At 61.1% G+C, this 24,109-nt stretch carries 24 protein-coding genes and 1 tRNA gene; 7 read left to right on the top strand and 18 right to left on the bottom strand.

Annotated features, from left to right (window positions below; all coding sequences use genetic code 11):
• Positions 1–20 precede the first annotated feature (20 nt).
• The gene (locus tag ACP154_RS08370; protein WP_421859951.1) at positions 21–914 is read right to left on the bottom strand and encodes a 23S rRNA (adenine(2030)-N(6))-methyltransferase RlmJ; all 894 of its coding nucleotides are present in this window, start codon (positions 912–914) and stop codon (positions 21–23) included.
• 150 nt (positions 915–1,064) lie between these two features.
• Here ACP154_RS08370 and ACP154_RS08365 point away from each other — a divergent pair, with 150 nt between their 5' ends.
• Entirely contained in the window at positions 1,065–3,632 is a 2,568-nt protein-coding gene (locus ACP154_RS08365) for a zinc-dependent metalloprotease (RefSeq protein ID WP_421859954.1), read from the top strand.
• Between the two features lie 171 nt (positions 3,633–3,803).
• Positions 3,804–5,297, top strand: coding sequence for a S10 family peptidase (locus ACP154_RS08360; protein ID WP_421859957.1), 1,494 nt, complete (start codon positions 3,804–3,806; stop codon positions 5,295–5,297).
• Between the two features lie 75 nt (positions 5,298–5,372).
• Here ACP154_RS08360 and ACP154_RS08355 read toward each other — a convergent pair whose 3' ends face one another.
• The 7 genes from ACP154_RS08355 to ACP154_RS08325 form a co-directional block, all read right to left on the bottom strand.
• A complete protein-coding gene (locus ACP154_RS08355; RefSeq protein ID WP_421859960.1) occupies positions 5,373–5,903 on the bottom strand; it encodes an adenine phosphoribosyltransferase in 531 nt (176 codons plus the stop codon).
• 176 nt (positions 5,904–6,079) lie between these two features.
• A complete protein-coding gene (locus tag ACP154_RS08350; protein WP_421859962.1) occupies positions 6,080–6,409 on the bottom strand; it encodes a UrcA family protein in 330 nt (109 codons plus the stop codon).
• A 517-nt stretch (positions 6,410–6,926) separates the two neighbouring features.
• Positions 6,927–8,522: a lysine--tRNA ligase gene (locus tag ACP154_RS08345; protein ID WP_421859964.1), complete on the bottom strand. Its 1,596-nt coding sequence runs from the start codon at positions 8,520–8,522 to the stop codon at positions 6,927–6,929.
• 92 nt (positions 8,523–8,614) lie between these two features.
• Positions 8,615–8,815, bottom strand: coding sequence for a helix-turn-helix transcriptional regulator (locus ACP154_RS08340; RefSeq protein ID WP_421859967.1), 201 nt, complete (start codon positions 8,813–8,815; stop codon positions 8,615–8,617).
• On the bottom strand, positions 8,812–9,219 hold the full coding sequence (locus ACP154_RS08335; protein WP_421859969.1) for a hypothetical protein: 408 nt from the start codon (positions 9,217–9,219) through the stop codon (positions 8,812–8,814). Before ACP154_RS08335 ends, ACP154_RS08340 begins: the two co-directional genes overlap by 4 nt.
• Positions 9,220–9,253: 34 nt before the next feature.
• Positions 9,254–9,496 carry a hypothetical protein gene (locus ACP154_RS08330; protein ID WP_133724897.1) on the bottom strand — a complete coding sequence of 81 codons (243 nt, stop codon included), beginning with the start codon at positions 9,494–9,496 and terminating at the stop codon, positions 9,254–9,256.
• Positions 9,497–9,825: 329 nt separating this feature from the next.
• Positions 9,826–10,461 (bottom strand): peroxiredoxin, encoded by a 636-nt coding sequence (locus tag ACP154_RS08325; protein WP_107712538.1) that lies wholly within the window; start codon positions 10,459–10,461, stop codon positions 9,826–9,828.
• A gap of 117 nt (positions 10,462–10,578) precedes the next feature.
• Here ACP154_RS08325 and ACP154_RS08320 point away from each other — a divergent pair, with 117 nt between their 5' ends.
• Both ACP154_RS08320 and ACP154_RS08315 read left to right on the top strand, forming a co-directional pair.
• A complete protein-coding gene (locus ACP154_RS08320; RefSeq protein WP_421859971.1) occupies positions 10,579–11,076 on the top strand; it encodes a SixA phosphatase family protein in 498 nt (165 codons plus the stop codon).
• Positions 11,077–11,135: 59 nt separating this feature from the next.
• Positions 11,136–12,707, top strand: a complete 1,572-nt coding sequence (locus ACP154_RS08315) for a glycosyltransferase (RefSeq protein WP_421859973.1) — start codon at positions 11,136–11,138, stop codon at positions 12,705–12,707.
• 68 nt (positions 12,708–12,775) lie between these two features.
• Here ACP154_RS08315 and ACP154_RS08310 read toward each other — a convergent pair whose 3' ends face one another.
• From ACP154_RS08310 to ACP154_RS08300, 3 genes are all read right to left on the bottom strand, one after another.
• Positions 12,776–13,438, bottom strand: a complete 663-nt coding sequence (locus ACP154_RS08310) for a YqaA family protein (protein ID WP_421859976.1) — start codon at positions 13,436–13,438, stop codon at positions 12,776–12,778.
• Positions 13,439–13,523: 85 nt separating this feature from the next.
• Positions 13,524–13,597: transfer RNA gene (locus ACP154_RS08305), tRNA-Gly, on the bottom strand.
• Positions 13,598–13,658: 61 nt separating this feature from the next.
• Positions 13,659–14,678 carry a 2'-deoxycytidine 5'-triphosphate deaminase domain-containing protein gene (locus ACP154_RS08300; protein ID WP_421859979.1) on the bottom strand — a complete coding sequence of 340 codons (1,020 nt, stop codon included), beginning with the start codon at positions 14,676–14,678 and terminating at the stop codon, positions 13,659–13,661.
• A 185-nt stretch (positions 14,679–14,863) separates the two neighbouring features.
• On the opposite strand from ACP154_RS08300, the gene apaG reads away from it, so the two are divergent.
• The gene (gene apaG / locus ACP154_RS08295; protein ID WP_421859981.1) at positions 14,864–15,256 is read left to right on the top strand and encodes a Co2+/Mg2+ efflux protein ApaG; all 393 of its coding nucleotides are present in this window, start codon (positions 14,864–14,866) and stop codon (positions 15,254–15,256) included.
• Between the two features lie 19 nt (positions 15,257–15,275).
• Complete coding sequence (locus ACP154_RS08290) at positions 15,276–16,733, top strand: TrkH family potassium uptake protein (RefSeq protein WP_107712530.1); 1,458 nt, start codon at positions 15,276–15,278, stop codon at positions 16,731–16,733.
• Here the strand turns inward: ACP154_RS08290 and ACP154_RS08285 are convergent.
• The 6 genes from ACP154_RS08285 to ACP154_RS08260 form a co-directional block, all read right to left on the bottom strand.
• On the bottom strand, positions 16,730–17,482 hold the full coding sequence (locus tag ACP154_RS08285; protein WP_107712529.1) for an ATP-binding cassette domain-containing protein: 753 nt from the start codon (positions 17,480–17,482) through the stop codon (positions 16,730–16,732). The genes ACP154_RS08290 and ACP154_RS08285 overlap by 4 nt on opposite strands.
• A 4-nt stretch (positions 17,483–17,486) precedes the next feature.
• Positions 17,487–18,305, bottom strand: a complete 819-nt coding sequence (locus ACP154_RS08280) for an ABC transporter permease (protein ID WP_421859985.1) — start codon at positions 18,303–18,305, stop codon at positions 17,487–17,489.
• Between the two features lie 124 nt (positions 18,306–18,429).
• Complete coding sequence (locus ACP154_RS08275) at positions 18,430–18,927, bottom strand: GrpB family protein (RefSeq protein ID WP_421859988.1); 498 nt, start codon at positions 18,925–18,927, stop codon at positions 18,430–18,432.
• Positions 18,927–19,910 (bottom strand): Hsp33 family molecular chaperone HslO, encoded by a 984-nt coding sequence (locus ACP154_RS08270; RefSeq protein WP_421859991.1) that lies wholly within the window; start codon positions 19,908–19,910, stop codon positions 18,927–18,929. Before ACP154_RS08270 ends, ACP154_RS08275 begins: the two co-directional genes overlap by 1 nt.
• Before the next feature lie 22 nt (positions 19,911–19,932).
• Positions 19,933–21,117, bottom strand: a complete 1,185-nt coding sequence (locus ACP154_RS08265) for an aspartate aminotransferase family protein (protein WP_107712525.1) — start codon at positions 21,115–21,117, stop codon at positions 19,933–19,935.
• A gap of 63 nt (positions 21,118–21,180) precedes the next feature.
• Complete coding sequence (locus ACP154_RS08260) at positions 21,181–22,017, bottom strand: ABC transporter permease (RefSeq protein WP_107712524.1); 837 nt, start codon at positions 22,015–22,017, stop codon at positions 21,181–21,183.
• A gap of 232 nt (positions 22,018–22,249) precedes the next feature.
• Between ACP154_RS08260 and ACP154_RS08255 the strand changes: the two genes are divergently transcribed.
• Positions 22,250–22,807, top strand: a complete 558-nt coding sequence (locus ACP154_RS08255; RefSeq protein ID WP_421859994.1) for a GcrA family cell cycle regulator — start codon at positions 22,250–22,252, stop codon at positions 22,805–22,807.
• A 194-nt stretch (positions 22,808–23,001) separates the two neighbouring features.
• Here ACP154_RS08255 and ACP154_RS08250 read toward each other — a convergent pair whose 3' ends face one another.
• Positions 23,002–24,048, bottom strand: coding sequence for a ribonucleotide-diphosphate reductase subunit beta (locus ACP154_RS08250; protein WP_107713662.1), 1,047 nt, complete (start codon positions 24,046–24,048; stop codon positions 23,002–23,004).
• Positions 24,049–24,109 lie beyond the last annotated feature (61 nt).

Raw genomic sequence — 24,109 nt, 5'->3', positions numbered from 1 at the left:
CCACTTTCGCTGAAAAGGCTCTAGAATTCGTCCACCATCAGGCTGTCATCATTGATGCAGCCATCGAGCCGCCAGCCCGCATCTTCATCCTGCGCCAAAAGCTCGGTGAGCCAGGGCAACAGTTTCAGCAAGCGCTCTTCAAGTTTGAACGGTGGGTTGATCACCACGACGCCAGCTCCGGCGAGCGGGCCCTCTTCCTTCAGCTCGCGCACCCACATATCCGCGCGCAGCAGCTTCTCGCCCTCAAGTCCCTGATCCGCGATCAGCCATTCCGCCAGGCCGACGTCAAAGCGCTCCTGCGCCCACAAATCCTTCAGCGGCCTCCAGAAAAGGAAGGTGCCGGTGGGCCAGCGCTCCAGCGCGGATTTCGCCGCCTGCGCCATGAACGCCATCTCGTCACGATGCTCGAACGGCGGGTCGATCATCACCAATCCGCGCTTTTCCCGCGGCGGCACAAGGCCCGGCAAAGCGCGATAGCCGTCCATGGCTTGAACTTTCACCCGGGCGTCCTTGGCATAGCGCTTGTCCAGGGTGACTGAGTCGTCCTTGTGAAGCTCACACAGATGAATGCGGTCATCCGCGCGCGCCAGACGGGCCGCGATTTCAGGCGACCCAGGATAAGAGGTCAGCGCCTCACCGGGATTCATCGCGCGCACGATGTTCAGATAGGGATCTAGCGATTCGCGCAGATCAGCGGGAATGTCCGCTTTCATCAAACGGTCGATCCCGTGCGTCCATTCCGGGCTGCGCTGCGCCTCGTCTCCTGTCAGGTCGTACGCGCCCACGCCCGCATGCGTATCGATCACACGATAGGGTTTGGGCTTCGCGCCCAGATGCTCAAGGCATTGGGCCAGCACCAAATGCTTGAGCACATCAGCAAAATTACCAGCGTGGAAGGCGTGACGATAGTTCATAAGGGCTCGCTTTGCGCCTGGGTTCGGATCGGGTTTGTCGACGGGCGTCTCACAATGTGACCAAACTGTAACGGATCGCGACTTTGCTCTTGGCCCGTGTCCAGCCTAGTTTGTCACACTTGTACGGCAATCAAGAGGGGAGGCTTGGAAATGTCGCAGTTTCGCAGCCTGTGGTTTGCAGCGGCCATCGCCGCCATTTCAGCGGGCGCGCCCGCATTCGCCCAAGATGAGGGCGAGGACGAAGAAGCGGAAACTATTGAAAGTTTCACCGAAGAGTTTGAAACGATCGATGGTCTGTTTCCGCTCTATCGCAATCCGGAAGACGGCGCGCTCTACATGGAGATCGCTGCCGACCAGCTCGACGACGAATTCGTCTATTTCACCTATGCAGAAGATGGCGCGCCGCGCACCGGCCTGTTCCGCGGCCAGTTCCGCGACAATCGGGTTCTGAGCTTCGCCAAGCATTACGGCGAGATCGAGATCAGCGCAGAGAACACAAGCTTCTCCTTTGATCCTGACAACGCCCTGTCGCGCGCCTCGAGCGCCAACATCACGCGCGCGCCACTGGCTGTGCTGGAGATTGAAGCGGAAACCGAAGGTGAAGAGGATGCGCCGGACCGGTTCCTGGTTCAGATCGACTCGCTTCTGAGCGGCGAAGATCTCTCCCAGATCAAGCCCAATGCTCCGCGTGGCCCCGGCGCTGAAAACGCGTTTTCGATGGGGCGTCTGTCCAGCGACCGCACCCGCGTTCTGGACGTGCGCAACTATCCCGAAAACACCGATGTGGTCGTCGAGTACGTTTACACAGAAGATTCCCCGCGCAATGGCGGCGGTGCCGAGATCACCGATGCGCGCGCCGTGGCGGTGACCGTGCAGCACAGCTTCCTGGCCCTGCCCGAAGACGGCTATGAGCCGCGCGCGGATGATTTCCGCGTCGGTTATTTCGGCCAGCGCGTCACCAATCTGACCGACACCAGCGTCACGCCTTATGACGACGTGATCAATCGCTGGCGCCTCGTCAAACAGGATCCCACCGCCGAGATCTCAGATCCGGTGGAGCCGATTGTCTGGTGGATCGAGAACACCACGCCTGTCGAACTGCGCGACATTATTCGTGACGCCGCCCTGACCTGGAACATCGCCTTCGAGGCCGCGGGCTTCTCAAACGCGATCGACGTGCGGGTTCAGCCTGATGATGCAGACTGGGACGCCGGCGATATTCGCTACAATGTCCTGCGCTGGACCTCATCGCCGACCCCGCCCTTTGGCGGCTACGGCCCCAGCTTCACCCATCCGCGCACCGGCGAGATCATGGGTGCGGACATCATGCTCGAATACGTCTTCATGACGAACCGCATCCGCTATTCGGAGCTGTTTGACGTCGCGGGCCTGAGCCAATGGCTGCCAGCTGAGCAGCTGGCGGAAGCCACCGGAGAGCCTGTGATCGAGCATGATCACGCCGCCCATGGCGCAATGTGCAACTTTGCCGAACACTTGCAGATGGAGACCCTGTCCGGCGTCGCGGCCTTGCAAGCGCAGGGCGCCTCCACCGTCGAGGTCGACGAGCTGATCCGTCAATCCCTGCACTATCTGGTGATCCACGAGATCGGCCATACGCTGGGCCTGATGCACAATATGCGGGCGACCTCGACGATCTCGCTCGATGAGCTGGCCAATGGTGAAACCGTGACCGGCTCCATCATGGATTACCCGGCGCTCAATCTGCCGATGCAAGCCGGCGCCAGCGTACAGTACTCGCAGGAAACCCCGGGACCGTACGACATATGGGCGATCAACTATGGCTATAATCCGGACACCGAAGCCCTGCCTGCGATTCTGGAGCAGTCCACGGATCCGGCGCTGGCTTTTGGCAATGACGCCGATGACCTGCGTTCACCGGGGATGCACTCTGACCCGCGTGTGATGATCAACGATCTGTCGTCTGACCCGGTAAGCTGGGCCGGACAACGGGTCGAGCTCATCAACGACACCTTGCGCACCCTGCCGGAAAACTTCGAGATCGAAGGGGAAACCTATCAGCCTCTGCTGACCAGCTATCTGGTGCTCTCGGGTCAACGCTTCGGCGCGGCTAATGTGGCCAGCCGTCATATCGGCGGCATCTACAACAACCGCTCGGTTGTGGGCCAGCCCGGCGCTGAAACGCCGTTCATTCCTGTCCCCCGCGACACGCAAGAACAGGCGCTCGAGGTGCTGGACGCCGCGTTGTTCGGGCCTGACGCCTTTGCCGCGGAAGAAGCCTATCTCGATCACTTGCAACGCCAGCGGCGCTTCTTTGATCATTTCGGCACGGATGAAGATCCGGCGCTGCACGACCGGGTCTTCAACCAGCAACGCGCTGTCATGGCCCACCTGCTGCATCCCAACATGCTCGAGCGTATGAATGATGCGCGCCAGTATGGCGGGGAGTATCCGGTGGCGGACTATCTGCAGGACCTGACGCAAGTGGTGTACGCCGCCGATATCCGCGGTGAGCCCAACACCTATCGCCAGAACCTGCAGGTGGAGTATCTGCGTCAGCTGATCTCGATTGTCGGCAATGGCGATTATGCGCCAGTGGCGCGATCAGCCGCCCTCGCCTCCATTCACGATGTGAAAGGCTGGGTCGGCCCTGACTGGATGCCCGACCTGATGGGATCGCGGGAAGCCAAAGCGCACCGCGCCCATCTGCGCACCCTGATCAACGCCTTCGAGGGCTAAGATCAACGCGGACCGCCGCCCCCGTCCTCAGGACGGGGGCGGTTTGCGTTTGGGCGAAAGCTTATGTCTGGACTTGACCTGACGAGCGCCCAGACCGCACAACGTACTATTATAACACCGGCCCGACGGCGACGTCGAAGAGCCGGAAAATACGGGGAAAAGGAGACGGATATGTTCCGCACCGCCGCCGCCGCGCTCAGCGCGGCGCTTATGTTCACAAGCCCGCTCATGGCTCAGGACGAGACACCTGACATCCCGGAACCGAAACGCTGGGAATCCACCGGGCAGGTCACCGCTGACGGCGAGCGCATCCGCTACAGCGTCATTGCGGGCGAGACCTATCTGGAAGACGACAATGGCGCGCCGACCGGCTCGATCTTCTCCACTACCTATTTGCGTGACGGCGTCTCTGATCCGCGCTCGCGCCCGGTGGCCTTCATTTTCAATGGCGGCCCCGGCTCGGCCTCGCTCTGGCTGCATATGGGCATGTTCGGCCCGCAACGCGTGGTGTTGCCCAGCGACGCCCGCGATGACGGCGCCGCGCCGTTTGATCTGCGCGACAACCCTGAAACGCTTCTGGATGAAGCCGATCTTGTCTTCATCGACCCCGTCGGCACCGGCTGGAGCCGGGCGCTGGGCGACACCGACCCGGCCGAAGAATTCTGGGGCGTGGATGAAGACGCGGCCTCCGTTGCGGCCTTCATCCGCAAATGGCTGACCGAGCATCAACGCTGGAACTCACCCAAATACCTGCTGGGTGAAAGTTATGGCACCACAAGAATTGGCGCCCTGATGCGCCAGCTTGAAGCGGGCTGGAACGATGTCTCGATCAATGGCGTCGTGCTGATTTCCGTCGTGCTGGATTTCCGTCTGGACGCCACCGATCCGGGCAATGACATCGGCTATGTGGGCCTGTTGCCCGGTTACGCCGCGACCGCCTGGCACCACAATCTTGTGGACCGCGCGGCCTGGAACAATGACCGCGACGCCTTTCTGGATGACGCTCGCGCTTTCGCCACCGACGAGTATCTGCCGGCGCTGGTGCGCGGCCACGACATCGACGCAGCGCGCAAGGCGAATGTCATCTCGCGCATGAGCGCGCTGACCGGCCTGTCCGAGCAATATATCGAGCGCTCGGACATGCGCGTGACGCTGTCGCGCTTCCGCACGGAATTGCTGCGTGACCAGGGCCTGTCAGTTGGCCGCTTTGATTCGCGTTTCACGGGTGTCGAGCCGATCGGCGTGTCAGACAGCCCCGAGGGCGACCCCTCCGGCTATGGCATTGACGGCGCCTATACAGCGGCGATGATGGATTATTACACCCGTGTGCTGGGCGTGGATGAAACCCGTCCCTACACCACGCTGGGCGGCGTGCGCGACTGGAACTGGGACGCGGGTCCGGGTGGCGGCCGCAATAATTACGTCAATACGTCCGTCTGGCTCGAGCGCGCCATGCGCCAGAACCAGGATCTGCGTGTGTTGGCCACCAACGGCATTTATGATCTGGCGACGCCGTTCTTCGCTACAGAGATGACGTTCAACCGTCCCGGCTATTACGACCAGGACCGGATTGAGCTGACCTATTATCCGGCCGGCCATATGATGTATCTGCACCAGCCCTCCATCGAGCAGATGGCGCAAGACGTGCGGGACTTCATCGAATAAGCTTGTAGCCTCTGACAACGAGGAAGCCCCGGAGCGGTGCTCCGGGGCTTTTTTGTGCCTTGCTGACTACAGTGCTTATTCGCCCTCGAAAGCCACCAGGCTCGCGACTTTCACGCCATGACTTTCGATCCGTTTCGCGCCGCCGATATCCGGCAGATCAATGACGAAGGAGCAGCCCACCACCTCGCCGCCGGCCGAGCGGATCAGCTTGATCGCCGCCTCCGCCGTACCGCCTGTGGCGATGAGATCGTCCACGATCAGGACGCTCTCGCCCGGCTTGATGGCGTCAGTATGGATCTCCACCTCGTCCGTGCCGTATTCAAGCTCATAGCTCTGGCTCAGCGTCGTGTGCGGCAGCTTGCCTTTCTTGCGGATCGGTACGAAGCCGACGCTGAGCTGGTGCGCCACGGCGCCGCCCAGAATGAAACCCCGCGCCTCGATCCCGGCGACCTTGTCGATTTTCTTGCCCGCATGGGGAAACACCATCGCATCCACTGCGGCGCGAAACGCTCCGGCGTCGCCCAGCAGCGTCGTCACATCCCGGAACATGATGCCCGGCTTGGGATAATCAGGGATTGTGCGAATGGCGGACTTGATATGGTCCATGAGGCGCTCCGGCTGAATGGAATAAGGCAGGCGCACCCTGCCCGTGTCAGGCCGAGCATTGAAGAGGGCGCATGCAGCGTCAAGCGCCCTGACCGTAAAACAAACGGGCCCGTCAGCATGTGCTGACGAGCCCGGTTTGGTTCGCGCCGCTAAAGCGACGTGAGCGTTGACCGAGATTACCCGCGGTCGGCCACGTAGCGCGCCTCACGCGTCCGCTCCACATGAAGCGCTTGAAGGCCTTCATGGGAGACTGCGCTGATCACGTGATCCACGACATCGGCCCGGCAATAGGCCAATTCGGAATCAGATTGCAGCGGCAGTGAGCCACAATAGCGGTCAGCTTCAGCGTTCAGGCGCTGATAGGCGACGCGAATGGCGGTCTGGGAAGTCAACTCGGCACGGTCCACCGCAAAGGTGAACTCTTGAGATTCCTGCGCAGAAGCCGCGAACAGACCGGCAGACGCCAGGACAGAAGCCGCTGCGACGGTTTTGATGAAATGCTTCATTGGGTTCATTCCTCTTTTTTCTGGCGCAATCCGCCGCGCCTCACGGCATTGCGGATCGCTATTAGGGACGGAGCCGGTTCAGACCTTCATCAGGGGGGTGAATCCTGCGCGCTGAAGCCTCGACAACCGTCCTAGTTATTGTTCTGTCACCCAACAGTCATATAAATGTAATACATCTGGATACGGATGAAAAGTGGAGACCTGAAACAAGCTTCAAGCCTCCCTAATTCGGCACAAAGCATTGTTCAAATTGGAAAAAATACCGATCCGCCAAATGCGATCAAGAGTGGTGCATCACACCACTCCATCAAAAACGCAATAATTATAAATGCTTAGCTTGGGCTGATATTTTTCAGTTTTGTGTCACACAAATCGCAGATCTGTTGATAACTCAAATATCAAAATAATATCAGTTAATTAAATATCATCCGCCGCATGCCAAAGCGCTTGGGGCATAAAAAAAGCGCCGAGCTTTCGCCCGGCGCTTCCCTGTTTTCGGCAACTCGGGAATCTCGACCTAGCCCTGACGGAGATCCTCGCCCGCCAGCGCCCGTTCGATCAAAGCGATCGCGCCGGGCAAGCCATACAGCGCCGCCAAGCCGCCAAAACGCGGACCCTGGCTTTGCCCGAGCAGCACTTCATAGAGCGCCTGAAACCAGTCACGCAGATTCTCAAAGTCCTGGCCCTTACCGGCGGCGTAGACTTCTGTCTGGATCACTTCCGGATCGGTCTCCGCCGGATTCAGCGCCTTGAGACGCTGCACCAGATCTTCCATGGCCGCCCGCTCCATATCGGTCGGGGCGCGATAAACCTTGTGAGGCTTCACCTGGTCTTCGTAATAGGCGAGCGCATACCCTGCGAGCCGATCCAGGAAAGGATCGGTTTCCGGCGTCGTATCCGGCGCATATTTGGCGATGAACCCCCACAGCGTCGCTTTGTCATGGGCGTTCGCGGCAGAGACCAGATTGAGCAGCAAGGAATAGCCGATGTCAGAGCCCGCCTTGGGCGGCTCGCCGGAGTGAATGTGATAGACCGGATTTTCCAACTGCTTGGCCGGCTCCTGATCGGGATAGGCGCGCAAATGCTGACGATACTCATCGATCGCTTTGGGAATCACGTCGAAATACAGGCGCTTGGCCGTCCGCGGCTTCTGGAACATGTATTGCGACAAGCTCTCTTGCGGCGCATAGCGCAGCCAGTCTTCCACAGCCAGGCCATTGCCCTTGGACTTGGAGATCTTCTCGCCCTGATCGTCCAGGAAGAGCTCGTACACATATTGCACCGGCGGCTCGACGCCCAGAATGCGGCAGATCTTGGAATAGACCGGCGCATTGGCCTGGTGATCCTTGCCGAACATCTCAAAATCCACGCCCAGCGCCGCCCAGCGCATGCCGAAATCAGGCTTCCATTGCAGCTTGGTGTTGCCGCCTGTGACCGGCAGGGTCGTGTCGGTTCCGTCCTCATCCTCGAACGTGATGGTCCCGGCCTTGGCGTCGATCGCCTTCATCGGCACATAAAGCACCCGGCCTGTCGTGGGCGAGATCGGCAAGAAAGGCGAATAGGTCGCCTGACGTTCCGCCCCCAACGTAGGCAACATCACCGCCATGATGTCATCGAACTTCTCGAGCGCGCGGATCAGCGCCTCGTCAAAGGCTCCGGAGCGGTATTCCTGGGTGGCGGAGCGAAACTCGTACTCAAACCCGAAGCTATCGAGGAAGGCGCGCAGGCGCGCATTATTGTGCTGCGCAAAGCCTTCATGGGTGCCGAACGGATCGGGCACGTCAGTCAGCGGCTTGCCCAGATGCTCAGCCAGCATGTCCTGATTGGGCAGGTTGGTCGGCACTTTGCGCATGCCGTCCATGTCATCTGAAAACGCGATGAGTTTGGTGGGATACTGATCCTCGGTCAGCACGCGAAAGGCGTGGCGCACCATGGCGGTGCGCGCCACTTCGCCAAACGTTCCGATATGCGGCAAGCCGGACGGACCGTAGCCGGTCTCGAAGATGACCGCGCCGCCCTTCATCCCGCTTTTCTCCACCCGTTTCTTCACCAGGCGGGCCTGTTCAAAAGGCCAGGCCTTGGCGTTCTGGGCGAGCGCGGCGAAATCGGTCATCGCGGGTCTCTTTTCCTGCTGCGAGTGAAGTGAAGCAGGGCAAGTAGAACCGGTAAGGGTTTTGGTCAACTCAAGATGAGGGTTTTAGGCCCTCACCCTTCGCCTTCATCATCAAAAATCGCTTCGATCGGCTGGCCAAAAAGCCGGGCGATCTTGAACGCCAAGGGCAAGGACGGATCATATTTTCCGTTCTCAATGGAGATGATGGTCTGACGCGACACGTCGAGCTTGTCCGCCAGCGCCGCCTGGCTCCAGCCAAGATCCCCGCGCATTTCTTTCAGATGGTTCTTCATGCGTACCGGCGCGAGACGAAAAACAGGGCGCTGTAATAGCCCAGCATGAAGCCCGGAAAGCCAAAAACCAGCAAGATATCGGGCAAGGGCCAGATCACATCCACGACCGCCCAACTGGTGGTGAGAATGGCCAGCACGCCGCCAGACAGCGCCAAAGCCGTCAAATGGATGCGGTGTTGCAGCTCGTCCAAGGCCTTGACCAGAAGGGCAAACTCCCAAAGCAGCCAGCACAAGCCCACGAGCAATCCCAAGAGTGCTGCCTCTGGAACCCATTCCCAATGAACCAGCAACGTAACGAGCACAGCCAGCGCGCCCGCCAATGATCCGTTCACCATGTACCGCTTCCGCGCCTTGGGCGGTGCGGAAGCGGTTTCAGGCATGACATAATCTAGCCAACGTCCCAATGGGTCTCTCCTGACAGGGTTGATCGAGACTCCTTTACGCTGAACCGGTGATCTTCTTCCAGAGCCGCGCGCGGTTTGCGAACGCCGTCCACCCCAGTAGCGCGCCGCCGCCCCAGATCATTGCTTCGGTGGAGAAGGCGGCGGCGACAACCGCGGAAATCGTAAGCGCGCGCGGCGCATCTAGAACGATCGTCAGACCTAAGGCAGCCCAGGAGGCCGCACACAGCCCGATCAGAGCAAAGGCGGCAATGCGGCGGATGGATTGTGCCTGTTTCATAACGTGTCCTTTCAAGTTGAGCCAGGGGGGGGCGTTCATGCGCCCGGTTGCAGGGTCGCTTCACTGTGAGGCCTGTCCTGTGAGGGCGGCTCTTGTTGAAGAGGCGCGTCTGGCCGGGGCTGCGCCACAAAGACGAGGGCGTACAGCGCCATCCAGGGCAAGGCCTTCAAACAATCAGCAGACATTCGCGCTCACTCCTTCATGTAAAGCGTGCTTCACATATTATGTAAAGCTCACTTCACGTCAAGCACCCTTTACCCGAAAAGAGCAAAAAAACGGCCGCTCCGATATCCGGAGCGGCCGCATTCATCTCAAAAGCTCTTAAAGGCTTACTTGTCCGGCTGCGGCGTGGTGCGCAGATAGGGCTTGATCTTGGTGTAGCCCTTGGGGAAGAGCGTGTCGGCTTCCTCATCGGAAATGGACGGCACCACGATCACATCCTGGCCATCTTCCCAGTTCACCGGGGTCGCCACCTTATAGCCGTCGGTCAGCTGCAGGGAGTCGATCAGACGCAGCACTTCATTGAAGTTCCGGCCCGCGCTCGGCGGATAGGTGAAGGTGGCGCGGATCTTCTTGTTCGGGTCGATGATGTAGACGGCCCGCACGGTGACTTTCGGATCGGCATTGGGGTGAATCATCGAGTAGAGCTCGGACACCGAACGATCGGTGTCGGCGATGATCGGGAAGTTCATCTTCACGCCCTGGGTCTCTTCAATATCCTTGACCCAGCCATGGTGGTCCGCAATCGGGTCCACAGAAAGAGCGATCGCCTTGGCGCCACGCTTGGCGAATTCGTCTTTCAGCTTGGCGGTGTAGCCGAGCTCGGTGGTGCAAACCGGGGTGTAATCGGCAGGGTGAGAAAAGAACACCACCCAGTCATCACCGATCCAGTCGTGAAACTTGATCTGACCTTCGGTGGTTTCCGCTTCGAAGTTCGGGGCGATATCGCCAAGCAGCAGACCCATAATTCATCTCCATCAGAGCATTTGCGAGGGGCGTCAAACACCGCTTTACTTGGCGCGGGCTGTCGTGCAACGCAACCCGTAAGCCGTGTAATTGCCCTTGCCTGAGGATTCGCCCCTATGCCGCTCCTGATAGCCATGCGTCACGCCAAGGCCGTCGACCGTATGATGGCTGAAGACGATTTCGACCGGGGCCTGACCGAGCGAGGCGTCGCCGACGCCGACCGGGCGGCCGAGGCCTTGAACCGGGCCGGCGTCAAGGCCACACATGCTTTGGTCAGCCCCGCGCGTCGGACCCGCGAGACCTGGAAACGTCTCAGCGCCATACTGGGCGAACCGCCGGTCACAGACCCGATGGCGCTCTATCACGCCTCACCTGAAATGCTGGAGCGCGCCGTCGCCGAACAACTCGATCACGGCGCAGAAGCGATCATGCTCGTCGGTCACAATCCCGGCATCGGCGCGCTGGTGCACATGCTCGCCGGTCAGGCCGAAGCCGCATCCGACCTGCCTTATGGCTGGCCCACCAGCGCCCTCGCCGCTTTTGATGTCAAGCTGGAAGACAAACGCCTGACCGCAAATCGGCGCCGTTTGTATTTCAACCCGAAAGAGTCTTGATTCTCCTATTAAGAGAATATTAACTACGCTTCGGCTGGGACTCAACGGGGGAGCGCGGCATGCCGTCTGTGACCAGACCGGCCTTTTCAGGACGTGCGCGCTCCGCTCGAAGTGGAGGATCGCTTGATCTGCACGCGGCCGCCTATGGCCTGCGGGATCTCAGCCCTCTGGCCAGCGCCGGACGCGCCTTAAGTCCGCCTCCAGCGCTCGTGATCGGACCGCTTTGTTTTGTCCTGGTGCTGGCGGTTCTTTTTAAGGGGCTCGCGCTTATCGCCCTGCTCTGGACCGCCGCGTGCGGCGTGATCGTGATGAGCGCCTTACGGATCGCCGCGGCCCTCACCCCGGTGCGCTATGCGCCGCGCGCTCGTCTCGCAAACCAGGCCTTGCCGGTCATCAGCGTGATCATCGCGCTTTATGACGAGGCGGAGGTGCTGCCCGGCCTGATCGCCGCCCTGTCGCGGCTCGACTATCCGCGGCGCAAGCTCGACATCATCCTGGCGCTCGAAGCCCATGACACGGCCACACGCGCCACAGCCCGCGCGCTGGCGGCCCGGCAGGCCTTGCGCGTTGTGGTCTTACCCCCGCTCGGCCCCATGACGAAGCCACGCGCCCTCAACATGGCGCTGCAGGCGGCGCGCGGAGAGTTGATCGCCGTTTATGACGCCGAAGACTCCCCCCTCCGCCAGCAATTGCGTCACGCCGCAGAGGCCTTAGCGGCGGATCCGGGCCTGGGCGTCGTACAGGCCCCGCTGGGCTGGTATAACCGCGCAGAGAACTGGCTGACCGGGCAATTCGCGCTCGAATACGCCACCCAGTTTCACGCCCTGCTGCCGCTTCTGTCTCGGCTGAACTGGCCGCTGCCGCTTGGAGGAACCAGCAATGTGTTCCGTCGCTCCGCGCTGGAGCATAGCGGCGCGTGGGATCCCTTCAACGTTACGGAAGACGCGGATCTGGGCTTTCGCTTGGGACGCCAGGGCTGGCGCGCCGGGCTGATCGCCCCCGGCACGCTGGAAGAAGCGCCGCTGACATCCCGCGCCTGGATCAATCAGCGCAGCCGCTGGCTGAAAGGTCATTTCGTCACCTGGCTCGTGCATATGCGCGAGCCACGCGACCTGATCGAGACCCTTGGCTGGGGCGGCGTGTTCAGTCTCAGCTTCACCGTGCTCGCCAACATGCTCAGCGCGCTGATCCACGCGCCGACCGTCATTGCGATGGCTTTGGGCGCGACCCTTCTGGGGCTCGTGCCGGGTTGGGGAGCGCTTTGGACGCTTGGGGCGCTGATGATGGGCGTCGCCTATGGCTCGGCCATGGCTTGCGCCCTCACCGGCGCGCGCCGGGCGGGCTTTCGCCCAGCTCTGAGTTCTGTGCTCAGCATGCCCGCCTACTGGCTGATGCAGGCGCCCGCCGCGCTCAAGGCCTTGCGCGAGCTGCCCCGCCAGCCCTATCTGTGGGACAAGACCCAACACGGCGTTTCCCGCGCCCGCAGAGAAACGCCTGATGACGCTGCCGATCACACTCTTGCTCATGCTCGCCACCGCCGGCCTGTTCGCGCTCGCCGCCTGGCGCAGCGGCAGGCCCTCAAATCCGCTCAAGCCGCGTCTTATTCCCTGGACGCTTCTCAGCATCGCTAGCGGCGTCTTTTTCATGATGCTGCTGGCGCATGTGTTCAGCCATTTCGGCTTTGAAACCGGTCAGCGCTTCATGCCGCGCTAGCGCCGCCCGCGACCAGCACGATCGCCGCGCCCATCATCAGGGCGAACAGCGCCACAGCGCCCAAGCGCACCGCCAGGCGCAGCCCGCTCGGCAGGCGCGCCCACAGCCAGAGCACGCGGCGACCGAAGAGAAACAATAAAACGCCCATGGCGCCATAGCGCACCAGCCGCCCCGAAAACGCCGCCAGCACAAACAGGGGCGCCGGGATCAGCGCCGCCCCGGCGGCGAACGAACTCAGCTGCACCGGCACCGGCGTTAGCATGGACACGCCCACCGCCCACGCGCCATAGGCGTCGATCCGCGTCCGCGCGCCCTCCAGAGACAGCGCGAGATCAGGTCGCGCGCTGATGAACGCCTCCGCCAGATCGAGCGCCAGCCGCCCCGCCCAATAGCTCAGCACACAGCCCAGAACCGAACCGAGGGTCACCACCAGGGTAGATTCCACCACCTGACGGCGGCCGCGCAACATGTAGGCGAGTAGCGGAAACTCGATCGGCCAGGGCAATAACGTGCTTTCCAGCACCGAGCCCGCAAACAGCGCCGGCAAGGCCAAGGGCCCGCGCGCCATCCGGTCGAGCCGGGCGCGCCAGAGCCTCAGCCGGCGCCGCCAGCTTCTCGGTCGTTTGAAAGGCGCGCGCGTCTCGTTCATGAACCCGGCTTACACCGGAAGGGTTAATGCCGCACCCGGCGTGTCGCCGCAGGGGGCATGAGGGCTCGCACTGTCAGGAATAGTGTGGAGCGGGTAGCGAGAATCGAACTCGCACGTTCAGCTTGGGAAGCTGACAGGCTACCATTACATCATACCCGCTCGAGGGCTTTTGTTCTTACCAGATTGCCGGTCAGCGACAAGCGCTTGGGCGCAGAGGCGCTCAGCTCTTGAAATGCTTGGCGAGCTTGAGGCCCTGAGCCTGATAGTTCGAGCCTGCGACGCCATAGGGCGTTTCAACCTTTGACGACATGGGCTCATAGACCAGCCGGGCCACGGCCTGACCATGGTCGAGAATGAAGGGCACGTCCCGGCCGCGCACTTCGAGCACGGCGCGGGAACCGGTGCCGCCCGCGGCGTCCACGCCGAAACCGGGATCGAAAAAGCCGGCGTAATGGGCGCGGAACTCGCCGATTTCGGGCGCGATCGGCGCCATTTCAGCGGCCTGATCCACCGGCACGCTGACCGCTTCGCGCGAACACAGAATGTAGAACTCACCGGGGTCGAGCACGATGCGGCCATTGGGAGCATAGACCGGCTCCCAGAAGCGCTCTGGATCGTGCGCGCCGACTTTCACAAGGTCCACCAGAGGGCTGTGACGCTTGGCGCGATAGCCCACGGGCTGGCCGTCCCCGGCCTTGAGGTCGACGGACAGGGTGACCGCATCGAGCGCTTTCATCTCACCTGCGCGCAGGCGCACCTGCACCAGCCGGTCGCCGGGCCGGGCCAACACCGAGAAGGTGCGCGGGGAAATCTCTACATAAAGCGGGCCGTGATAGCCCGCGCGCACCTGATCAAAGGCGCTCGACTGATCGCCGATGACGCGGGTGAACACATCAAGGCGACCGGTGGAGCTTTTGGGATTGGCGAAGGCCGCGACGGCGTCAGGCAGGCTGAGGCTTTCCTGAAGCTCGGCCAGATAGACGCAGCCCGTTTCCAGCACTGCCCCGCCCTCCAGATCAAGCTCGTGCATGACCACGTCTTCATCAAGGCAGTCCATCACGGTCCGAGACGGCCCCGGCAGGAAGCTCGCCCGCAAGCGCCAGGCGCGGCGCGCCAGACGCAAATCGAGGCTCGCCGGCTGGATCTGGCCGGGTTCAAGATCAGTGCTGGTACGGATCCAGGCCTGAGCAAGGGCATCATGAAGCGCGCGATCAGGCAGAATGCCGGGGGCATGGGTCATCAGGTCAGAATCCGGCTGGCAAACAGAATCATTTCGGCGCACAGAGTGTCCGCGCTAGAACACGGCCTTGTCCAGCAAGCGCCACTGTCGCACAAGCGCATGACTGCGTCCGGGCACTATTTTGCTTGAGCCCGGAGGTCTATCTGGGTCTGATACGCGCTTGCGCTTGAAGGGAGGGCCCGCCCATGTACGAAGAAGTCACCCGCGACATTCTGATCCGCGTGCGCCCGGCTTTTCGTGACGAAGAGTCCGAGCCCGATGAGGGGCGCTATTTCTGGTCCTACACTATCGAGATCGAGAACAAGGGTGACGCCGTCGTTCAATTGATGAGCCGGGAATGGCGCATCACCGACGCGTTCAATCAGACTGAAATCGTGCAAGGGCCGGGCGTCGTCGGCGAGCAACCACAGATCAAGCCGGGCGAAGTCTTTGCCTATACGTCCGGCGCGCCCTTGCGCACCCCGTCAGGGTTCATGCGCGGCGCCTACACCATGCGCACCGAGGATGGCGAGAAATTTGACGCGGTCATCCCCGGGTTTGCGCTGGACTCGCCGTACAACACTGTGACCTTGCACTAGAGCCGCTTCGGGAAATCCTGTGAACGCTTCGGGCCGTACCGTTCTTTTCGTGCTGGGCGTGATGCTCGCCAGCCTGTCCGCCGCCATGTTCGCGCCGGCGATTGCGGACCTGAATGACGACGCCCAGGCCGCACACGCCTTTTTCGGTGCAGGCGGACTGGGGTTGGCCCTGGGCGGGATCATGACCTTGATGGGCCGCGGCTCCACCAAGGATCTCAGCGCCCGCGGCGCAATCTTGCTGACCGGCGGCGCCTGGATTGTGTTGTCTATAGCGGCGGCGATCCCTTTGAAGCTCTCAGGGCTTGATATCAGCTGGACGGATGCGCTGTTTGAGGCCACGTCTGGGATCACCACAACTGGCGCGACGGTGCTGACGGGGTTGCAGGACATGCCGGCGGGCATTTTGCTGTGGCGCTCGATCCTGCAATGGATTGGCGGCGTGGGCATCATCGTCACCGCCATGGCAATCTGGCCACTCCTGGGCATTGGCGGCATGCAACTCTTCCGGCTTGAAAGTTCTGACAAGTCCGAAAAAGCCTTGCCGCGCGCCGGTCAGATCGCAGGCGCTGTGGGGGGCATCTATCTGGTCCTGACATTCTTGTGTTTTCTCGCCTATCTGGGCGCAGAGATGACGCCCTTTCAGGCGATCAACCACGCCATGACCACGGTGGCGACCGGCGGTTTCTCCACTCATGACGGCTCGATCGGGGCTTTTGTCGACGGCGGGGCCGACCTCGTGGCGCTGGTGTTCATGGTGCTGGCGGGATTGCCCTTCGTGCTGTTCCTGCGCGCCGCACAGGGTCGACCGGATTTGTTGGTGTTTGATCCGCAGGCGCGGGCCTTTCTGATGGTGGCGCTGACCGCCTCCCTCCTTCTGACCCTGTGGCTCGTGGTTCATGACCCCCATGATCACGACCATCTGCCCGCCTGGCGGATCGCGGCGGTCAATGGCGTCTCGGTGCTGACCGGGACAGGCTACGCCTCGGCGGATTTCTGGCTGTGGGGCGGCGGCGCGGCGGGCATTTTCTTTGTGTTGATGTTCATCGGCGGTTGCGCGGGCTCGACCACGTGCTCGGTGAAGATTTTCCGCTATCAGATCGCGGCCTCGGCCATGAACGCCTATATCGCCCAATATGCGCGGCCCAACGCGGTCAAGCCGATCCGCTACCGCAATCAGACCGTCCCGGACGAAACCGTGCGCTCGGTGCTGGGGTTCTTCTTTTTGTTTTTTCTGACCTTCGGGATCAGCGCCTCGCTGCTAAGCCTGATCGGACTGGACCCGGTGACCGCGGTCAGCGGGGCCGCCACCACGCTCGCCAATGTGGGGCCGGGTCTGGGCGAGATCATCGGCCCCGCCGGTTCGTTTCAGGACCTGCCCGCACCCGCGAAATGGGTGATGACGGCCAATATGATCATCGGCCGGCTGGAGATCATGGTGATTTTCGTGATGCTCGCGCCACGCTTCTGGCGCGGCTAGGCGTTGACGGCTTTCGAGCGCTCGATCACCTCGTCCACATCGCCGCGATGGGTGATCACGCCTTCCTGCATCAAGATCGCCTGATTGCAGACCGATTGCATCAGTTTGACGTTATGGGTCGCCAGCACGAGAATGCGCGAGCGTTTGACCATATCGTCGAGCCGCTCCTTGGCGCGCGCCTGAAAGGCTGCGTCACCCGCGCCCAGCCATTCGTCAAACAGCAAGATGTCCGCATCAAAGGCTGTGGCGCATGCGAATTTGAGCCGCATGGCCATGCCTTGCGAATAGGTGCGGATCGGCAAATCCAGATAATCGCCCAGCCCGGTGAACCGGATGATGTCCTCCTGCATGCCGTCAATTTCGCGCTGGCTCTTGCCCGCCACGATGCCCGCCAGACGGATATTTTCATACCCCGTGGCGTCCATATTCATGCCCAGGCCGATATTGAACATGGTCGCGATATGCCCATCCACCGCCACCATGCCGCGCTTGGGCGGATAGATGCCGGCGATTGTGCGCAGCAAGGTGGTCTTGCCGGCGCCGTTGCGCCCCACCACGCCCAGACGATCGCCCGGCTTGAGCAAGAGCGACATATTACGGATGGCGTGCACGTTCAGAGTCGAACCCTGACGCTCGATCAGCCCGCCCGACACCCGCTCCTGGGTAGCCCCATCATCTTCCGCCGTTTTGCGCTTCACCCGACGCGAGGTGAATGTGACGTCGACATTTCTGAGCAGAACTCGAGCCATTGCGTTACAACCAGAAAATCAGATCGCGGCGAAAACGCGCGAACACAACGAATGTAATCAGCGAGCCCAGGCCCGTCATCGCCAACACGATCCACCAGTGAAACATCACGACCTGGCCGTTAAGCAAGGGCTCGCGCACAATGGCGATGAAATGAGTCAGCGGATTGATGTTGGCGAACTGGCCACGCGTTCCCAGCTCATCCGCCACCCACAAGACCGGCGTCATCAGAAAGGCGAAGCGCATGATGGTGATGACGATATGCTGCAAATCACGGAACCGCGCCGTCAGGAAGCCCAGCAGCAAAGTCACCCAGACCGATGTGTAGATGATCACCCCAAGCGCAGGGATGGCCCACAGGGCGCCCCAGGTCAAAGGGTGACGCAGGAAGGCCAGCGCCAGGGCGACTGAGAACCCCGTCAAAGCCAGATTGAAAACGTTGCGGAAGGTCAGTTTATAGGCGAACAGACTCATCGGCAGCCGCTGCGAGCGTAGCCAGCCCTCCGCCGCAATGAATACGGTGCAAGCCCCTGTGATCACGGTGGCGATGTATTGAAACACCCAAAGCCCGATAAGCAGATAGGCCGCGAACCAGCGCGCATCGGTCGAGCTGAGCGCTCCAAAGAACCAGATCAGTCCCGCCCCGAACACCAGAAAGGAAACAACGATCCAGGCGGCTCCGAGCAAGGAGCCCCGATAGAGCTGTTTGACTTCCTGAAGGCCCAGATTGATCCACAAAGTGTGCCGTTCCAGGCCCTCCTTGAGATCAAACCAGGCATCGGCGATCATATTCGAGCTTGACCGGTAAGAGTAAGGCGCAGGCACTTAGTCACTCCAAACGCTGGAATTGGCGCTCGGGCCAAGCCTTTGAGTGTTGGCATTAATGGACGTGAAGCCAAGGGATGTCCACCATCCGCCTGCAACCGTCCGAATGCGTACGACCATCGCCTCAGACGTCAAGCACGGTCTTGATGAATTCTGCTTTGGCTTCGCGGTATGACGCTGTCTTTCGTCCGCGATAGGCGCGTTTCAGGGCGTTGTATCGCGCCACCAGAACCTTGTCGGCGTTCAGGGCGTCTCGAAAGGCGCTGAACTGATCGAGCGTGTCGCCGACCACCACAAGCTGGACGCCGACATCAAGCGCGTAACCTGGTGCGATGAACGCGGCAAATCCCTCGCGCCGGGACGAGCGGTCATTGGCTTTATGCGTCTTGTCCAGATGCTTTAGCGCTGCGGGGAAATCGTCCTTGGAGACGCGGACCGCGATATCAAGATCGCCCTTGGTTTCACAGCCCGCCACAGAGGTCGCACCCACATGTTCGATCAACGCCGCATCGGGCAGAGCGCGCGCATGCTGACGCCGCCATTTCTCAAACGCGATCTGCGCCTGATGACAGCATTCCTCTAGATCAGGGCTGAGCTGAAAGAGCGTTTCATCATCGGACATCAATCGTTCGCAACGGCGGCCGCGTCGATCTCTTCAGCTGTGAAGCGCCACTCCACTTTGCAATACTCGCAGGTCATCGCGACCGAGCCGTCTTCCTTGCTCATATGCTCACGATCATCGGCCGGGAAGCGCGCCAGCATTTTGGCGAGACGCGTCCGCTCGCATGAGCAATACCGGTTCACATCACGCTCCGCCTGAACCCTCACGCCGTCCTCGTGGAACAGGCGGTACAACACCCGCCCCGCCGTCAGCTCCGGATCCAGCAGCTCGTCATCCTCAATGGTGTTGAACAGGGCGAGCGCATGATCAAACTCGGCGCTTTCAGCAGGCCGGCTGTCATCACCGGCGATTTTCTGGATCAAGGCGCCGCCCGCGCGCCAAACGGGTTTGCCGCCATCCATGATTTGCTGACCGACCGCTAACTGCAATCGGGTCGGCACCTGCTCGGACTGGGCGAAATAGTGTTCGGCGCTGGCAGCCAGACTGTCACCCTCGATGGCGGTGACGCCTTGATAGCGCTCCATGCTTTCGCCGGGATCAATCGTCATCACGAAATTGCCCTTGCCCAGAAGGTCGAGCGGCCCTAGGGGGCCGTTCGCCTGGGCTTCCAGGGCCTGCACGCGATCCGCATCATATTTTGCGTAGGCGCGCACGCCCTTGCCGGGTACGAAATCCGCGACGACAAAGCCGACTGCGCCATTACCCTCCACAGACTGACCTGTCGCGCCGGGGCCGCTGGCCTGAACGATCAACCGACCGTCAAACTTGAGCGAATCCCCGATCAGGATGGCGACCAGCGCACACTCGCCGACAAGTCGGGCGACAGAGGGCGGATAGTCGTGCGACGCCAGAAGCGTGTCCATGGTCTCGCCCAGACGGACGAAACGGCCGCGTACACTCAAACCTTCGAGCTGGAACGTCAGGACGATATTGTCGCCTGCCCCCAATGAGTCCGGGCCAGGTGTGGAAGTCATATCAGTCATACGTCCGTCTCGTTCCGCTTAACTACTCAGGCTGCAGCTCGCCGAGCGCCTTGTCGAGGGCGCTGACTGCTTCACGCACATGATCTTCGTTGATGATCAGCGGCGGGGCCATCCGAGCCACATTGTCGCCCGCCGCGCCCATCAGCAAATGGTGCTCGCGCGCCTTGCCGACAAGCGCGCGGTTGCCAAAGCCGTCCTTGAGCTTCAGTCCAACCAGCAACCCGCGTCCGCGAAGCTCTTCAACCTTGTCGGAATGCGCGTCGACGAGGCCGGAGAGCGATTGGCGCAAAACGTTGGAAATGGAGACCACGTGCTCCATGAAATCAGGCTTGGACAGCTCGTCATAGACCACATTGCCGACCGCCATCGCGAGCGGGTTGCCGCCAAAGGTCGAGCCGTGCGTCCCCACCACCATGTGTGCGCCAGCCGCATCCGTGGTCAGACAGGCGCCCATCGGGAAGCCGCCGCCCACGCCCTTGGCCACGGCCATGATGTCGGGTTTTGCAGTTTCGGCCCATTCATGCGCCCAGATTTTGCCGGTCCGGCCAGCGCCGCACTGCACTTCATCATAGATGAGCAGCAGGCCGTGCTCGTCACACAGCTCACGCAAGCCGCGCAGACAGACATCAGGAATGGCGCGCACGCCGCCCTCACCCTGAACGGGCTCGACCAGAATGGCTGCGGTCTCTTCGGTCACCGCCGCTTTCAGCGCCTCATGATCGCCGAACTCGACCTGGTCAAAGCCTTCCATGGCCGGGCCGAAGCCTTCGAGATATTTCGGATTGCCGCCCGCATTGATCCCGCCATAGGAGCGACCGTGGAACGCACCTGTGAAAGTGATGATCCGGTATTTGTCGGGGCGGCCATTGGCGAAGTGGTAATGGCGCGCCGATTTCAGGGCGCACTCGACCGCTTCCGTGCCTGAATTGGTGAAGAAGACCCGGTCCGCAAAGCTGTCGCGGCAATATTTCTCAGCCAGTTCGAGCTGACCGGGCACCCGAAACATATTGGAGGTATGCCACAGCTTGTCCGCCTGATCTTTCAGCGCCGCCACCGCCTTGGGGTGGGCGTGGCCCAGCGCGTTCACCGCGATGCCGGAGATGAAGTCGAGATATTTCTCACCGCTTTTCTCAATCAGGTAAACGCCCTCGCCGCGTTCGAAATCAAGATTGGGCGGCGAATAGGTGTCCATCAACGGCTTGGGCATGAAAGGCTCCCTGGGTGGAAAGGGGTGAGAAAAATCAAGTCTGCTGATCTAGGACCAGACGCGTCAGCTCTTCAAGCGCCAGCCTGAGCGCAGCAGCAGATAAGACGCTGCAAGAAGCGCGGCATTGATCGCTGCGATCACAAGGCCGCCGATCAGAAGCGGGCTGTCATGACTGCCGATGAAGCCATAGCGGAACCCGTCGATCAGGAAGAAGACCGGGTTCACATGACTGATCGAGTAGAACGGCTCGGGCAAAATCTCGACCGAATAGAACGTGCCTGACAAGAAGGCCAAGGGCATGATGATGAAATTGGTGATCACCGCCAGATGATCAAACTTCTCCGCCCATAGCCCCGCGATCAGACCAATCATCGCCATCATCGCTGTCGCTGAGAGGCCGAAATACACCATCGCCCCGATATGGCTGATAGTGATGTCTACAAACGGAGCCACCGCCAAAGCGGTCGCCGCTCCGACGATCACGCCACGCGTCACGGCTCCGCCAATGAAGGCGGCGGCCAGCTCAGCCGCAGACAGAGGCGGCATCAGAAAGTCGACTGTGTTGCCCTGCACCTTCGCCACGATCAGCGAGGAGGACGAATTGGCGAAGCTGTTGTTGAGCATGCCCAGCATGATCAGGCCGGGCGCCAAAAACGTGGCGAAATCCACGCCCATCATGTCGCCTCGACGCGAGCCAATCGCCAGGGAGAAGACGATCATATACAGCAAGGTAGTCGCCACCGGCGCCAGCACCGTCTGGAAGCTGACCTTTAAAAAGCGCCGCACCTCTTTCTTGTACAATGTCCACAGACCCAGCCAGTTCACCGCGCCAAGCCGGCGTGGTCGGGGACCGTCGGAGACAGGTGTGGATTGCGGCGCCGAAGCGACTTGATCTGACATGAGCGACTCCCCTTAAGGCTCTGTACGCGCATCTAGCACGCTCCCGCCGCCCTGTGCAGGTCATGCGGTGCGGACGAAGTTATCCACGGACGAATCAAGTCGGCATCTTGTGCCTAGCGCCTCAGGAGATACTGTATCTCGTGTTCACACCCAAGATATAGGGCAAGCCAATGACCCTATCACTAGGTGTGGGATACGTGGATGAGCTTAATTGGGCGAGGAGCGCACCGCCATGGCGTGGACCGAAGACCGTGTGGAAACTCTGAAAAAGCTTTGGTCGGATGGCCTGAGCGCCAGCCAGATCGCCAAGCAACTTGGCGGGGTGACCCGAAACGCCGTGATCGGCAAAGTACACCGCCTGGGCCTGTCAGGCCGCGCTGCGCCTTCGCGCCCCGCGCGTCGCCCTGCGCCTCGGCCCGCGCCGAGACCGGCGGCAAAGCCCGTGGCCGCGAAAGCCGCCCCCCAGGCCGCCGCGCCTGCAAAGGCGAAACCTGTCGTTGCTGAAACCAAGCCTGCAGCCCTGGTGGCGCCTCAAGACGCCGCCCGTCTGCCCAATGGCGAATACGCGACCGTGCTGACCCTGCGCGAAGGCATGTGCAAATGGCCGATCGGCGATCCGACCGACTCTGAATTTCGCTTCTGCGGTCGCCATTCCGGCGTCGGAAACGCCTATTGCGAAGCGCATGCGCAGCTGGCCTATCAGCCGCAAGCCAAGCGCAAGCGCAAGCCGAGCGACGACGCCAAGGCGGTGCTCGACAGCCTGCAATCGGCGCGACGCGTCAATCTTTAGGCGTGTCTCGTCTGATCCAAAGAACCCCGGCCTCGCGCCGGGGTTTTTTTATGCGCAGCGTGCGAGCGCGTATCCACAGAGCGCCCGCCTGAATGGTCTGACGCGACAGCCAGTATGGGCTCTCTGCCGCACCGCACATGAAAACCCCGGCAGGATCACCTGCCGGGGTCAATCAAAACGTCTGTGGCGAAGTTTTATTCGGCCGGGGCCGCCGCGCCCTGCACGGACCGCTTCAGCATCATATTGTCAAAGTTCGACCAGACACCGGCATCGCCATGCCAGTCGCCCTGGGTCGCGCCTTTTGAGTATTCAGTGGCGCGCGCTTCAAAGAAGTTCGCGTGCTCCACCCCGTTCAAGATCTCAGACAGCCAGGGAAGCGGGTGCTCTTTGACGCCGTAAATCGTAGGGAGCTTCATCTGCTTCATCCGCCAATCGGCGATATAGCGGATGTAGGTCTTGATATCCTCAGGCGTCATGCCTTCGACTTCACCCGCTTCAAACGCCAGATCAATGAACTTGTCTTCGAGCTTGACCACGGTCTGACAGCAATCTGCGATGTCGTCCTTGACCGATTGGGTCAGAGCGCCGGTCTCTTCCGAGAAGGTGTGAAACAGCTTCATCATGCCTTCGCAGTGCAGCGATTCATCGCGCACGGACCAAGAGACGATCTGGCCCATGCCCTTCATCTTGTTGAAGCGCGGGAAGTTCATCAGCATTGCGAAGCTGGCGAACAGTTGCAGGCCTTCGGTAAAGCCGCCAAACACCGCCATTGAGGTGAGAATGTCTTTCTCGGTCTCACAGCCAAACTTGCCAAGATAATCGTGCTTGGCCGCCATTTCCTCATACTCCATGAAAGCGGAGAATTCGGTGTCAGGCATGCCGATGGTTTCCAGAAGCAGCGCATAGGCCGCGATGTGGATCGTCTCCATATTGGAGAAGGCGGCGAGCATCATGCGCACTTCAACCGGCTTGAAGAGCGGCATGTAGTTTTCCATGTAGTTCGCGCCGACTTCCACGTCCGACTGGGTGAAGAAACGGAAGATCTGCGTCAGCAGATTGCGCTCCTTATCCGTCAGCTTGGTCGCCCAATCCTTGCAGTCCTCGCCCAGCGGGACTTCTTCAGGCAGCCAGTGAACCTGGGACTGAATCTTCCAGAAGTCATACGCCCATGGATAGCGGAACGGCTTGTAGGTCAGGCTGGGAGACAAAAGGCCCGGACGGTCTGAAGCGACGGATAGCATGGCGTTTTCTTTCTCGGCTCGGCAATCATTCAAGGGGCAATATAGCACCGCTGGCACGACA

Source organism: Oceanicaulis sp., assembly GCF_965249665.1.
Lineage (GTDB): Bacteria > Pseudomonadota > Alphaproteobacteria > Caulobacterales > Maricaulaceae > Oceanicaulis.
This window is presented reverse-complemented; position numbering and strand designations above follow the sequence as displayed.

What these genes read in the sequence shown, in the direction of transcription:
- ACP154_RS08365 (WP_421859954.1), top strand. Translation starts at nt 1,065, where the DNA reads ATGTCGCAGTTTCGCAGCCTGTGGTTTGCAGCGGCCATCGCCGCCATT.
- ACP154_RS08265 (WP_107712525.1), bottom strand. Translation starts at nt 21,117, where the DNA reads ATGCCCAAGCCGTTGATGGACACCTATTCGCCGCCCAATCTTGATTTC.
- ACP154_RS08275 (WP_421859988.1), bottom strand. Translation starts at nt 18,927, where the DNA reads ATGTCCGATGATGAAACGCTCTTTCAGCTCAGCCCTGATCTAGAGGAA.
- ACP154_RS08370 (WP_421859951.1), bottom strand. Translation starts at nt 914, where the DNA reads ATGAACTATCGTCACGCCTTCCACGCTGGTAATTTTGCTGATGTGCTC.
- ACP154_RS08330 (WP_133724897.1), bottom strand. Translation starts at nt 9,496, where the DNA reads ATGAAACAGGCACAATCCATCCGCCGCATTGCCGCCTTTGCTCTGATC.
- ACP154_RS08310 (WP_421859976.1), bottom strand. Translation starts at nt 13,438, where the DNA reads ATGAACGAGACGCGCGCGCCTTTCAAACGACCGAGAAGCTGGCGGCGC.
- apaG (WP_421859981.1), top strand. Translation starts at nt 14,864, where the DNA reads ATGTACGAAGAAGTCACCCGCGACATTCTGATCCGCGTGCGCCCGGCT.
- ACP154_RS08315 (WP_421859973.1), top strand. Translation starts at nt 11,136, where the DNA reads ATGCCGTCTGTGACCAGACCGGCCTTTTCAGGACGTGCGCGCTCCGCT.
- ACP154_RS08260 (WP_107712524.1), bottom strand. Translation starts at nt 22,017, where the DNA reads ATGTCAGATCAAGTCGCTTCGGCGCCGCAATCCACACCTGTCTCCGAC.
- ACP154_RS08355 (WP_421859960.1), bottom strand. Translation starts at nt 5,903, where the DNA reads ATGGACCATATCAAGTCCGCCATTCGCACAATCCCTGATTATCCCAAG.
- ACP154_RS08255 (WP_421859994.1), top strand. Translation starts at nt 22,250, where the DNA reads ATGGCGTGGACCGAAGACCGTGTGGAAACTCTGAAAAAGCTTTGGTCG.
- ACP154_RS08270 (WP_421859991.1), bottom strand. Translation starts at nt 19,910, where the DNA reads ATGACTGATATGACTTCCACACCTGGCCCGGACTCATTGGGGGCAGGC.
- ACP154_RS08345 (WP_421859964.1), bottom strand. Translation starts at nt 8,522, where the DNA reads ATGACCGATTTCGCCGCGCTCGCCCAGAACGCCAAGGCCTGGCCTTTT.
- ACP154_RS08325 (WP_107712538.1), bottom strand. Translation starts at nt 10,461, where the DNA reads ATGGGTCTGCTGCTTGGCGATATCGCCCCGAACTTCGAAGCGGAAACC.
- ACP154_RS08285 (WP_107712529.1), bottom strand. Translation starts at nt 17,482, where the DNA reads ATGGCTCGAGTTCTGCTCAGAAATGTCGACGTCACATTCACCTCGCGT.
- ACP154_RS08340 (WP_421859967.1), bottom strand. Translation starts at nt 8,815, where the DNA reads ATGAAGAACCATCTGAAAGAAATGCGCGGGGATCTTGGCTGGAGCCAG.
- ACP154_RS08300 (WP_421859979.1), bottom strand. Translation starts at nt 14,678, where the DNA reads ATGACCCATGCCCCCGGCATTCTGCCTGATCGCGCGCTTCATGATGCC.
- ACP154_RS08250 (WP_107713662.1), bottom strand. Translation starts at nt 24,048, where the DNA reads ATGCTATCCGTCGCTTCAGACCGTCCGGGCCTTTTGTCTCCCAGCCTG.
- ACP154_RS08360 (WP_421859957.1), top strand. Translation starts at nt 3,804, where the DNA reads ATGTTCCGCACCGCCGCCGCCGCGCTCAGCGCGGCGCTTATGTTCACA.
- ACP154_RS08320 (WP_421859971.1), top strand. Translation starts at nt 10,579, where the DNA reads ATGCCGCTCCTGATAGCCATGCGTCACGCCAAGGCCGTCGACCGTATG.
- ACP154_RS08350 (WP_421859962.1), bottom strand. Translation starts at nt 6,409, where the DNA reads ATGAAGCATTTCATCAAAACCGTCGCAGCGGCTTCTGTCCTGGCGTCT.